This is a genomic window from Methanotorris igneus Kol 5, from assembly GCF_000214415.1.
GTDB lineage: Archaea > AGJL01 > Methanococci > Methanococcales > Methanococcaceae > Methanotorris > Methanotorris igneus.
The window spans coordinates 674,470-686,250 of sequence record NC_015562.1 but is presented as its reverse complement, the minus strand read 5'-3'; the positions used below and the strand labels follow the sequence as shown (position 1 = coordinate 686,250).

The following is an 11,781-nucleotide window of genomic DNA, read 5'->3' as shown; positions in this document are numbered from 1 at the left end:
ATTTACGCAATTGAGCATACAAAATATTATAACCATTTTATATATGAAAAATATTTAGTGGATATCTATAAATGCCCATTAATTAAAGCAAAGGAATTGTTATTCAATTATTTACCTCTTCTTCCGTGTGCTTTTATACTTGGCCTTACTTTCTCAGCACCTTTACCTTTGTTTCTCAATCCTCTACCCTTCTTACCAGCAGATGTTAAACCTCTGAATACTCTACCTTTGTGTTTTCCTGTGCAAATCCAGTTCAAGTTCTTATCTGCTTTGATTGCTGGGTGGTGTGGGTCAACCAAGATAACTTCGTACCATTTGTATTTACCGTCTTCCCCAACCCAGTAGGAGTTGAGGACTTCCATGTTTGGATATTTTCTTGCAGCTCTTTCTTCAGCAATTCTTTGGATGGACTTACCCATTGTTATTTTGTTAACCCCTAATGTTGCAGGTTTCTTTGAACCTGTTGGTCTTGATTTTCTCAATCCACCTCTTCTTACTCTAACCCTTACAACAATAATTCCTTGTTTTGGTTTGTATCCTAAGCTTCTTGCCCTATCTAATCTTGTAGGCCTCTCAATTCTTACAACTGCTGGCTCTCTTCTCCATTGTTGCATTCTTTCCCATAATAACTGCTTGACATAACTATCCTTTGGTCTTTTCCAAGCATCCCTAATATACTTATAAATTCCCATTTCTTATCCCTCTTGCTGTTTTCTTTATATGTGTTTTCTTCCGTCTCTGTTTATGGGTTCGGCCTTTCAGCCACATACCCTTACAGGAGGTCGACCTCCTGTTACTAGTTTACAAAAAATTTTTTGTAAAAATTTTTGTATTTTCTGAGTGACTTCATTTTGTGTAGTTTTGATATATTAATTTAACGGTCATTTGTGTGTATGAATCACACACATATCAGCAACATTTTTATTTAATATTGAATACAGAATATGTTAGAAGGACCAATAAAATTTGATGATTTCATAATATCGAATAACCTAATCAAATTTTTTGATTTTTGTAATTTTTTAATTTTTATTAAAAGTATATTCAAGGGGTTATGATGAGGTGGAATTTGTATTTAGTATGTTTATCAATATTGCTATTCTTTGTTGTAACATGTGGATGTTTCGAAAATGAAGGGTACGAGGGAGAGATTAAGACAATAAAACCGGGGGTTTTGACTGTTGGGATTGTAAACTATAATGTTCCTCCCTTTGTATTCGAAAAGGACGGGAAATTAACGGGTTTTGATGTTGAGTTAATAACTGAAATTTCCAGACGGCTGGGATTGAAACCAGAATTTAAAAGATACGATTTTCATTTGTTGTTGCCTTTAATAAAAGCAAATGAGATTGATTGTGCAATATCTGCTATAAGTATAACCCAAAAAAGGAAACAGGAAGTTTCATTTTCAAGGCCTTACTTTGAAACAGGAGAAATTATTGTTGTAAGAAGTGACGATAATCGCATAAAAAGAGATGCTGATTTGAGAGGTAAAAAGGTTGGGGTTATAAAAGGTACAACATGTGAAGAGTTGGCAATATCAATTTCAAAAAGTGCTCCTCTAACTATCGTTAAATATAGGGATGTAGATAAGATGCTTGATGATTTAAAAAATGGAGAGATAGATGCTATAATATACGATGAAATTTTAGTTGATGGTGTAATAAAAGAAAGACCTTACTTCAAAAAAGTTGGTCGTAGATTAACAAGTGAATACTATGGAATAGCAGTAAATAAAAATAATGAAGCCCTTCTTAATGCAATTAATGAAGCATTATTTGAAATGGAAAAAGATGGGACATATATGAAATTGTATAATAAGTGGTTTGGAAATTTCACACAAAAATAACATTTAGCTAACCATTCATATAAATTTCTTATATGTTTTTGGAATTTTAATTTACTATTTAGCAATTTAATTACCCATTTTTTCGTTTTTTAGATATTTTGCTAATTTTTTAGCTATTCCAATAATCGCTAATATTTGCGTGTCTTTTTTTATCATTGGCTTTGATACATAATCTTCTCCAACTTCCCCGACATTTTCATCTTTAATTTTAATCATTATTCCAACCATAGTATCCATCATAAATCTAAATATATATTTAGTTGAATTAATGTCGTTTAACACTTTGAAATTGTAAGCTATTTTTTTATTAAATCTTTTTTCAAATAACTTAAAAGTCTATTCTATACTTCATATTCTAACGTTAAAACTGTTTATTTTATGCTTTTAGATGGGAGTGTGGAGCTTTTGTGATGATAAGCTACGGAACTCTTCTAAATAAAATCTTTTTCCTTCTGAAATGGCTTGTTTAACTTCAATACATATAATTTCATTGAAGCCAGTATCTAAAATCCAGGAATTTCTTAAAACAAAATTATTAAATGCTTCGTATTCATCTTTGCCCTCTGAATATCCAATAACTTGAATATTTTCAACATCTGGTGCTATGCTTTCTTTTTGAGAGTATGTAAATCCTTCAAAAGTTAAGAAAAGAAATTTTCTTTTATTCATTTTCTCCACCGTTCTAAAAATTGTAATTGTAGTCTAGTTAAAAGTTCATCGTAAGTATACAAATTGTTTCTCCCAACATTTTCAAATTTGTATGTTAAACATAATATATTTTCTTGTGGAATTGAAAGTCTTTTAGAAAAGGATTTTGCTATTAGTATACCTCCCATACATTCGTTACCTAATTCATCCATATACTTTTTGAGTTGCTCAAAATCTTCATTTTTGGCTGAATTTCTTTTTACTTCTATTACAATCTTTTTGGATGTCCCTTTTGGATGTTTTTCCTTGATAAAAATATCTACATGCCCCTCAGGCAATGCTTTTTCTCCTAAAATCTCGAAATCTTGGGGTTTACCATCAATGCCCATCTTTTGCAGTATTTTACAGAAAATGTCCCTATTTTTGCTTAAAAATTTTCTAACAAGCGATTGAAGAATTAGTTCTTTAAAAGAGAAGACCTCAGGAATAACCTGCAACTTATTATTGAAAGTTATCTTTGGGGTAAATACATCATCTGGTGGATAATATTCAAAATCTCTTGAGTCATCATTAACTTTTTCTCCCATTTGAGATACCTGGTAAAATGTCACCTCATCTGCTTGGAAGTGTGTTTTTCGATATCCGCCTCTTAAAAGCAGGTTTTCAGCAACGTATGCAAACTCTTGTCGAACCATTGACTCTTCAAATTTTCTCACCAGTTGCAAATGTAGTCTAAATGGAAAATAGTAGGTATTTCCTGACTTAAATGTTATTGGTGACCACGGCCCATATTTGTTAGCATTTTTTAATACCACCTTTTTAATAACTTTGTAAAGATTGTAAACTCGAGCTCCGTAAAGAAATGATATATAGTCTCCCTCATCAACTTCTACAAACGTCCAGAACCCATTAACACTATTGGTAAAACCTGCCATTTTGTACTTCATACATAACTTGAGATTCTCCTTGTTAGATACCGAAATTAAGAAATATGCCATGGTATATTCCTCCATTAAGGTGTGTAATATTGTTATATTGTGCATAAAACCTTGCTCCTTTAAGGTTAGGAAATATATATCCCCTTAAATGTTGCACTTTTGGATGTCTTTTTGTAGATTAAATTTAAATAAGTTGTGTTGCACAATCATGGTTTTATACAGTGTTTTAAGGTAGTGATAAAAAACTATGACGGAAAAACTTTCACAAGCGACTATAACATTTAGCTAACCATTCATATAAATTTTTTATATGTTTTTTAGAATTTTAATTTAAATCATGCTACTTGGTAATTTAATTACCCATTTTTTCGTTTTTTAGATATCTTGCCAATTTTTTAGCTATTCCAATAATCGCTAATATTGGTGGAGCTCCTGGTGCCTCTGGGAATACTGAGGCGTCACAAACATATAACCCCTCAATCTCTGTTTCTAAATTCTCATCAACAACTTTTTTAATAGCACATGTTCCTCCAGGATGGGAACCTCTTGGAATCGTTGAGTATATTCTTTCTACGCCAAATTCGTGCAGTATTTTTGATGCCTCACCAACACCTTCTGAAAGTATTTGTGTGTCTTTTTTTGTCATTGGCTTTGATACATAATCTTCTCCAACTTCCCCGACATTTTCATCCTTAATTTTAATCATTATTCCAATTACATCCTCTTTGCGGGTTTTTTCATACTCATTTATCCTACTATACAACAATTCAGAGTAGTGAGATGCTAATATGAAATCCCTATATTTTTTATAAACAATCATTTGAACATCTTTGTTTAGATATGTATCTTTTAGAATTCCCCCAACGGTAATAAAAGTATCTACAAACAAATTTTTGCCTATATGTTCATTATCCAAAATTTTACTTAATATTCTTGGGGAATTGATTCCTCCCGCGGAAATAATAACATTTTTTGCCTTAATGGTTCTCAATGAGTTTGTATTTTTATCAACTCCATCAATATAAAAAACATCACCTTCTTTTCTAATGTTTTTCACTTCAAAACCACAAATAACATCTGCCTTTGATTCTTTTATAAACTCTGCAGCAGTCCATTTTGCGTTACATGGTTTATGTGCACATTTTCCACATTTGTTGCATTTATCAAAGTTTATATATTTTGGAGTTCTCTCAAATCCAAGATTCAAAAATTTCTTTGCATATTCTCTTAAGAATTCGTATGGTGGTCTTTTAACATTTAACTCCCTCTCTATTTCTTCATATATTTCATCCTCTATTTTAATTCCCTTTATTTTGACTCTAAGAGCATTTCCTACAGCACAAACAGTTGAACCCCCAATGGAATTCAAATAGGCAATATCTACAAAATTCCCTTCTATTACATATTTCGGATAGTGTTCTCCTTTTTCTAAAACGGCAACTTTTGCGTCTGTGGATAGTTCTTTAGCCAATGTAGCTCCTGCTGCTCCAGAACCTATTATTGCAAAATCAAACATGATATCCCTCATTCTATAGTCGTGTGCGAAATATATACGGTAAAACCAGAGGTTTTGCCATAAAAATATGCGGCAAAATCCCCTGGGGTTTTGTCGTTAATTTTTAAAGTTATTTACAATTAATAAATTTCAAATAATCTTTATCTTTCATTAAAATTTGGAATAACTTGTACAACCCTTAAAAATTTATACGGCAAAACCCTTTGGGTTTTGCCAAAAGATATACGGCAAAATCCCTTGGATTTTGCCAAAAAGTTTCTAACGCACACGACTATATTTCTACTGGTTGATGCTTTATTATAGTTGTGTGCGCTAAGAGTTTAGGCGAAAACTCCTGCGGAGTTTTCGCTGCTCGAACCTTCGGTTCGATTAGGCGAAATCAAAGATTTAGTTGAATAACCTACGGTTATTCAACTTCCCTGCAACCATAGGTTGCAGTGGACGCTGCTCGAAGCTTCGCTTCGATGAACATAACTTCAATAAAATTTATGAGGTATTAAACACTTAATTTTAAAAATTTAAAAGGAATAATGACCACTTAAAATTTTATAAGTTTTTATAATAAGTTTAAAAATTAATGGCGAAATCTTATGGATTTTGCCGTATATAATTGTCCTCCAAGTATATAAAATTAACAGTGTTAAGTATGGTAATGCATAATTTTAAATTCATTCATTAAAAGGTTCAACTTATAGTCGTGTGCGGAATTTATACGGCAAAACCTTTGGTTTTGCCATTAATTTTAAACTTATTTATGCATTAATGAATTTTTAAATAATTTTTAGTCCTCCTTAAAATTTGAAATAAGGGATAAATCTTTATAACTTTATCAATGGCATATTTCCAAACTCTAACGCACACGACTATAAATATCAATTTCCTCATCTTCATCTAAATACAACCTATATTGCTCAATATCATCCCCCAACCTATTGACAAACATCCTTGCAACTCTTCCAGGATCTCTTGATTTTGTTATTGCCCTACCAACTATCAAAATGTCATAGTTTTTAATTAACTCATCAATATTTTCTGGACTAACTCCCCCAGCAATTGCCAATATTGCATCTACATCTTCTTTAGTTATACTGAATTCCTTCTTTACTCCAAACGTTTCCTCATCAATTCCCCTATGCAAAATAACAACATCTGGTTTTAACTTTAAGGAGTTATATAGATTAATTGGATTTTCCACATTCATCATATCCAAATAACTCATTATCCCACATTTTTGGCATTCATGGATGCCTTTTAGTATGGTTGATTTTGGGGCAACTCCACTTATACAAACTGCATTTGCAGTGCTTTCAAATGCCATCCTAACCTCAATCCTTCCAGTATCAAGAGTTTTTAAATCAGCAACAATAAAGCCATCAAAATACTCCCTTATATGCTCAATAACTTCAATACCAAACTTCTTGATTAATGGAGTCCCTGCCTCAAGAATAATCCTATCGCTTTTTGGCAATGCATTTAAAATAAACTCTAAATTCTCAATTGTAGGCACATCTAATGCCACTTGCAAATAAGGAGGCCTCTCCAACCTAACATCCCTAAATCCTACGAGTGGATGTAAAGCCCTGTATTTTTCTTTCTTTATCTTTTCTTTTGAAGGGTATTCATTTAAAGCTCTGTTTATTGCCAATTTTGTTGCTCCATAGTAGTATTGGAATAATTTTCTTTTAGTTAGTGTTGTTAAAGGAACATCTGGAACTGAAACGGTTGCGATTATCTTTAAATCCTCCTCTAAATCCAAATCCGCTATTGCTTTTGCTACTCCATACTGAATAACTCCATTCAACAGTTCATCCTGTATCTCACTGCTTATTGGATGCCTTGGTACAACTAAGGTTAGTGGTTTAACAATCAAATTTGGTCTTAAATTGGCAAATAATGGGCATGGGGTTCTTGTTAATGCATTTGTAAATGCTTCATCCATTTCTTTACCTTTTCCAATGACTAAATTAATAACTGCTTTAACTTCATTTCCAAAAACTGCCTCTCCAAATTTTATCATATCAATCCCTTATGAGTTCTTTTATTGCATAGTGAGTTGTTAATGATTGGGGCTTTATGATGCCATTAATTACATCGTAGAATAAAATTTCATTCTCGATTAGATATTTAAAAATCTCAAATTCTTCTCTTTTTACATCAATGTAATCAATTTTTATTTTATTTTCAAATTTTTTCAGTATATTTATAATATCATTTTCATCAAAGTTGGATGTGTCTATGGTATATTTTATCCTATCCCTCTCAATATTTATCCATCTTTTTATGGTTTTTTCAACAGAAATTCCCAATTTTTTATTTTCAATCAAATCGGATATCTCATAAGGCAGAGAAAGATATTTTATTGCATAGTTTATTTCTTCTTCATTGAATTTTTCTTCTTTTAATATTTTTTCAATAGTTTCTTTTTCTAACCAATCAATTAAATAATATTTTGATGTTTTTGCTAATGAAGAGTTGTTATAAATCTCATTAATAAATAAGCTATCTGATGTTAAGCAAATAACGTGACAAAGATGTTCCATTTTTGTTAAAGATACAAATAAATTGAATAATTCATTCAATAAAGATTTACTCCCGTTAAAATAAATACTTTTTAATTTTTGCAATTCATCAATGATTAAGATTGGTTTCTTTCCATCTTCAACAACAGCATTAATGTCTTCATTTATCTTTCTAAAAACGTCGTTTAAAGAGACGTTTTTAAAATCATAATCTTCATCAACTCCAAATTTAAATATCTTAAAGTTTAATTCTAAAGTATTTCTCAAATATTTTTTATCCCCCTTTTCAAAAAATACATTTAAGAATTCCTCTTTTGTTGGTGTAGCATATTTTCTTAGATTGTAATAGAAGAAGACCAAATCTTCCCTATCTTCCAAATCTTTAATAACCCTTTTCATAACCGTTGATTTTCCTGAAGATTTAGGGCCATAAACAAATAAAATTGAATTTGGGATTAATTGACAGTAGGTTTTTAGATAATTTAGTTCTTTCTCCCTATCATAAAATTTAATTTGCATTTCAACCACCAAAAATTGCAATTTGACTTGCATAAAAATTAATATTAAATATTATTTGTTTAGAGCTATGCTTCCACTCGCATCTCTTTTATATTTTCCAAATTCAGTTACAAATTTCAACTTATCTCCCCAAAACACTGGCCCATCTTTGCAAACGCAGAGCCCCTCATCATCTACGCAACATTGCCCACAAATTCCAATACCACATTTCATGTACCTCTCCATTGAGACCTGGACGGGAATGTTATATTCATTTGCAATCTCAACGACCTTTTTCATCATTATCTCTGGCCCACATGTTATAACTAAATCAAATTTCTCCTCTTTAAGAATTTCACTCATCTTCTGTGTTGTGAAACCATGGAATCCAAAACTTCCATCATCAGTGCAAATCTCTAATTCTCCACAATTTTCAAATCTATCCAAAAACAAAAGTTCTTCCTTAGTCCTTGCTCCAATGATGGTTGTTATTTCTATGCCTTGTTTTGCAAACTCCTCCACCGCAGCAACAATTGGGGCTGCTCCAATTCCTCCTGCAACTGCCAAAATTCTATCTCCCAATGGCTCAAAATATGTTCCATAAGGTCCTCTAACCCCTATCAAATCCCCCTCTTGAAGTTCATGCATTTTTGCTGTAAAGTTCCCAACCTTTGCTATGCTAAAACCTGTTTTTGTTGAAAATCCAAATGGTTTTTCATCAACTCCTGGAAGCCAGACCATTGCAAACTGTCCTGGTTTAAAATCAAAGTCCTTATCTATAATGAATGTTTTTACTGTTGGACTTTCCTCTATTATCTCCTTTATTTTGCACATTACTGGCCTCTCCATGTTTTCATCTCCCAAACCATGCATCTAATGTTACTTGTTTGGTTTTTTTCTCAATCAATTTACAGAGTTTTTCAACATGTGGCTGAACTCTCTCCATAGAGAAATCATTTTCCTCAACCAAAAACTTTATAATACCTTCTTTATCTGGCTTTTTTAATTTGATGCTGTATTCATCAGTAACTTTTGGATTTTTAAATATATTTTTAATTTCTTCATAATTCTCAACAGCCTTTAAGTAGAGTTCTTTGTTTTTTGATTTTACTATTTCGAGAGCTTTTTTTGGACCAATGCCTTTAACTCCCTTTGGATTATAATCAGTCCCTATCAAAATTGCCATGTCTATTAAATCATCATGAGAAATGCCCAACTCATTTAAAACATTTTCCAGCTCTATTAACTCCAACTCTTCCTTTGTTGCTGTTAAGTTTCTCACTATCCTTGGGGCCCCATAAAGCAAAGCATCATAGTCCTGACTAATAACACAGAATACATCTCCCTTTTTTGCCATGTATGATGCTTGTCCTTCCCCTTCTGCTGGGGCATTTACATAAGGTACCCCCATCAAATCCAATAATTTTTTTGAGTTCTCTACGATGTCCTTTGTTAAGAAGTTCATCCTCTTTGCGTATTTTTGCATCTCATCAATATTTTCCATTTCTTTTGCTTTTGTGAATTCCTCTTTTGCTTTTTCTCTCATTTTTCTTCTTTCTTCTCTGGTTTTCTCTTTCAATTTTGGCGGTTTTCCATCAAACACCCATACCGGTGTTATATCATTTTCGAGCATGTATATGGTTTTGTAAAATATGCCATTGTATGTTGAGGTTATCTCTCCTTTCCTGTTCCTTAAAGGGGACCCATCTCTCAATCTAATACTTGATAAAAATTGATAAAGGACATTCATCCCATCTATAGCCACAGTTTTTCCTGATAAGTACTTTATTGGAATTTCCTTTTTTGGGATTAAATCATTAAACTGCACTCCCATAACTACTCACCAAAAAATTTTCTTAAGCATATTAAGTTTGTAAATTTCCACCCTCTGGATTTGTAAAATTCAAGTGCCTTTTTGTTATCTTTATCTGCGAGTAGAGATAATCTCAACAAACCACCCTTTTCTTTACAATATCTTTCTGCCTCAGATAAAAGTTTGCTCCCAATCCCCTTCCCTCTAAAATTCTCATCAACAACCAAATCTTCTAAAATCCCAACCTTTCCTCCTTCAGCAGTTGAGATTAATGTTTGAATGGAACACATTCCAACTACTTTACCATTATATCTCGCAACAAAAATTACAGCATTTTTGCTATTTAATAGAAGTTCTAAACCTTTTCTTTGTTTTTCGTAATTTGGAGTGAAGTCCTTCTCTATTTCAAAAAGTTGCTTTAATAAATTAATCATATCATCAATGTCTTCTTTTTTTGCGGTGTCTATTGTTATCATGATTTCACCAAAAATATAGTTGTGTGTAGATTCTTTAAACTAAAAAGTACATAATAAATTTTAAAAACTCCCATAAGCCCTTAAAAATTAAAAACAAATATAAGCCAACTAAAAATTTTACTGGGTTGTCCAAATTTTAACGTACACAACCTATAATTATCATTCATCCCCATCATAAATATAACTATTTGACAAAACCTTGGGTTTTGCCGTTTGAAACTGTTTAATTTTTCATTGACAAATCTGGACATTAATGTATTTTCGTTTTCGAAATTTTTATATATGAGTTTATATATATAACTATAAGGATGATGCCTCTGATGAAGGTGGATACTGGAGACCTAAGGAGGCGGACTTTACCGAGTATTAAATCTATGGGCGGAGCTGGGGTCCCCGCGACAGGGACGGAGACCGATGATATGTTCCCGATGAACCCAGAGGGAACTGAGGCTGATGACGTCCAAGTCCAACGTGGACATTTGTCTATGATTGTTCACGTTGGACAGACCCCATATAAAATTTATCCAACTGATATAGCAATAGAAACACCATTCTTCTTAAATTTCCTTAAAATTAATTCAATTTCGTTAAAATTTTTATTTGCCAATTTTTTAACTCCTAAAATAGAAACTGGTTCGCTAACACCATAAACACCAATAGTTTTAAAAACAAAATCTGATTTTTCCAAATCGTTCCTAAATTTATAAACCTCATTAACCTCATTCCTACTAAAAATAAATAACGGTTTTTTAAAATTCCCAACTGTTTCTAAAATCCCCTTCTCATCCTTTTTAACATCAATCGTAGCAAATGCGTCAACCCTCCACAATGGGATATCCCTCAAAAATAATGTCTTCTTTATTGCCCAATAAACCTTATGCCTTTCAATATTTTTCCTTGCTCCAACACCAACAACAATTTTTTTTGGTTTTAAGATAATGTCATCATCAACAACAACATAATTCCTATTGTGATAAGAGACATTATAGGTATTTGAAACGTTTCCAATGGGCTTCCAATTTTTGGGGAGGATTAAATTAACTTTCTCATCCAAGACCTTTCTATTTATTTTTAAAATATCTTTTCTTTTTGGAATTTCCAAAAAATATATTTTAGATAGTTCATCAATCCCAACTTTCCCATTAACATCAGTAGCAGTAGTAAAAACAACATTCGCATTTAAATTTTTAGCAATTAGGTTAGAGAAATAATTTCCCCCGCCTAAATGGTTAGACAAAATAGGGATAATGTATTTTCCATCTTCGCTACAAACGATAACAAAAGCATCCTTCATTTTATCGTTTTTGATTTCATCAATAAACTTCCTCAGAACAATGCCCATTGCCATTATAAAGATAAATCCCCTCTCATTGCCAGTTATTTTAAAATTTTTTGAGTGAATAACTTCACTTTCATAGTAATACCAATCTAAAATTTTCTTTATTTTGCTTGCAAGGGTTTCACCACGTTTTGTTATATAAACCACCTTTATCATAAACATCATCCTTTGAACTTTGGTTTAAA

12 protein-coding genes are annotated in these 11,781 nt (G+C 31.9%); 1 reads left to right on the top strand and 11 read right to left on the bottom strand.

The features are described 5' to 3' along the window. Positions 1-107: 107 nt before the first annotated feature. Positions 108-692, bottom strand: coding sequence for a 50S ribosomal protein L15e (locus METIG_RS03300; RefSeq protein WP_013798823.1), 585 nt, complete (start codon positions 690-692; stop codon positions 108-110). A 365-nt stretch (positions 693-1,057) separates the two neighbouring features. Here METIG_RS03300 and METIG_RS03295 point away from each other — a divergent pair, with 365 nt between their 5' ends. After that, on the top strand, positions 1,058-1,849 hold the full coding sequence (locus tag METIG_RS03295) for an ABC transporter substrate-binding protein (protein WP_013798822.1): 792 nt from the start codon (positions 1,058-1,060) through the stop codon (positions 1,847-1,849). 66 nt (positions 1,850-1,915) lie between these two features. Here the strand turns inward: METIG_RS03295 and METIG_RS09405 are convergent, their stop codons facing one another. The 10 genes from METIG_RS09405 to METIG_RS03250 all read right to left on the bottom strand — a co-directional run bounded on the left by METIG_RS09405 (position 1,916) and on the right by METIG_RS03250 (position 11,752). Further along, positions 1,916-2,089 carry a hypothetical protein gene (locus tag METIG_RS09405; RefSeq protein WP_157209538.1) on the bottom strand — a complete coding sequence of 58 codons (174 nt, stop codon included), beginning with the start codon at positions 2,087-2,089 and terminating at the stop codon, positions 1,916-1,918. Positions 2,090-2,233: 144 nt separating this feature from the next. Beyond that, a complete protein-coding gene (locus METIG_RS03290; protein ID WP_013798820.1) occupies positions 2,234-2,518 on the bottom strand; it encodes a hypothetical protein in 285 nt (94 codons plus the stop codon). Then, positions 2,515-3,510 (bottom strand): endonuclease NucS domain-containing protein, encoded by a 996-nt coding sequence (locus METIG_RS03285; RefSeq protein WP_216585157.1) that lies wholly within the window; start codon positions 3,508-3,510, stop codon positions 2,515-2,517. The genes METIG_RS03290 and METIG_RS03285 overlap by 4 nt, the downstream gene beginning before the upstream one ends. Before the next feature lie 277 nt (positions 3,511-3,787). Then, complete coding sequence (locus METIG_RS03280; RefSeq protein ID WP_013798818.1) at positions 3,788-4,951, bottom strand: GMC oxidoreductase; 1,164 nt, start codon at positions 4,949-4,951, stop codon at positions 3,788-3,790. Between the two features lie 850 nt (positions 4,952-5,801). Next, on the bottom strand, positions 5,802-6,968 hold the full coding sequence (locus METIG_RS03275) for a bifunctional 5,6,7,8-tetrahydromethanopterin hydro-lyase/3-hexulose-6-phosphate synthase (protein ID WP_013798817.1): 1,167 nt from the start codon (positions 6,966-6,968) through the stop codon (positions 5,802-5,804). Between the two features lies 1 nt (position 6,969). Next, positions 6,970-7,989, bottom strand: coding sequence for an ATP-binding protein (locus METIG_RS03270; RefSeq protein ID WP_013798816.1), 1,020 nt, complete (start codon positions 7,987-7,989; stop codon positions 6,970-6,972). Between the two features lie 51 nt (positions 7,990-8,040). After that, complete coding sequence (locus METIG_RS03265; protein ID WP_048055512.1) at positions 8,041-8,817, bottom strand: dihydroorotate dehydrogenase electron transfer subunit; 777 nt, start codon at positions 8,815-8,817, stop codon at positions 8,041-8,043. A gap of 4 nt (positions 8,818-8,821) precedes the next feature. Next, the gene (gene fen, locus METIG_RS03260) at positions 8,822-9,802 is read right to left on the bottom strand and encodes a flap endonuclease-1 (protein ID WP_013798814.1); all 981 of its coding nucleotides are present in this window, start codon (positions 9,800-9,802) and stop codon (positions 8,822-8,824) included. 2 nt (positions 9,803-9,804) lie between these two features. Beyond that, positions 9,805-10,257, bottom strand: coding sequence for a GNAT family N-acetyltransferase (locus METIG_RS03255; RefSeq protein ID WP_013798813.1), 453 nt, complete (start codon positions 10,255-10,257; stop codon positions 9,805-9,807). 520 nt (positions 10,258-10,777) lie between these two features. Then, the gene (locus tag METIG_RS03250) at positions 10,778-11,752 is read right to left on the bottom strand and encodes a cobalt-precorrin 5A hydrolase (RefSeq protein ID WP_013798812.1); all 975 of its coding nucleotides are present in this window, start codon (positions 11,750-11,752) and stop codon (positions 10,778-10,780) included. Positions 11,753-11,781: the final 29 nt, after the last annotated feature.

Coding starts and splice junctions, on each gene's coding strand:
- METIG_RS03300 (WP_013798823.1), bottom strand. CDS start 692: ATGGGAATTTATAAGTATATTAGGGATGCTTGGAAAAGACCAAAGGAT.
- METIG_RS03295 (WP_013798822.1), top strand. CDS start 1,058: ATGAGGTGGAATTTGTATTTAGTATGTTTATCAATATTGCTATTCTTT.
- METIG_RS09405 (WP_157209538.1), bottom strand. CDS start 2,089: ATGATGGATACTATGGTTGGAATAATGATTAAAATTAAAGATGAAAAT.
- METIG_RS03290 (WP_013798820.1), bottom strand. CDS start 2,518: ATGAATAAAAGAAAATTTCTTTTCTTAACTTTTGAAGGATTTACATAC.
- METIG_RS03285 (WP_216585157.1), bottom strand. CDS start 3,510: ATGGAGGAATATACCATGGCATATTTCTTAATTTCGGTATCTAACAAG.
- METIG_RS03280 (WP_013798818.1), bottom strand. CDS start 4,951: ATGTTTGATTTTGCAATAATAGGTTCTGGAGCAGCAGGAGCTACATTG.
- METIG_RS03275 (WP_013798817.1), bottom strand. CDS start 6,968: ATGATAAAATTTGGAGAGGCAGTTTTTGGAAATGAAGTTAAAGCAGTT.
- METIG_RS03270 (WP_013798816.1), bottom strand. CDS start 7,989: ATGCAAATTAAATTTTATGATAGGGAGAAAGAACTAAATTATCTAAAA.
- METIG_RS03265 (WP_048055512.1), bottom strand. CDS start 8,817: ATGGAGAGGCCAGTAATGTGCAAAATAAAGGAGATAATAGAGGAAAGT.
- fen (WP_013798814.1), bottom strand. CDS start 9,802: ATGGGAGTGCAGTTTAATGATTTAATCCCAAAAAAGGAAATTCCAATA.
- METIG_RS03255 (WP_013798813.1), bottom strand. CDS start 10,257: ATGATAACAATAGACACCGCAAAAAAAGAAGACATTGATGATATGATT.
- METIG_RS03250 (WP_013798812.1), bottom strand. CDS start 11,752: ATGATAAAGGTGGTTTATATAACAAAACGTGGTGAAACCCTTGCAAGC.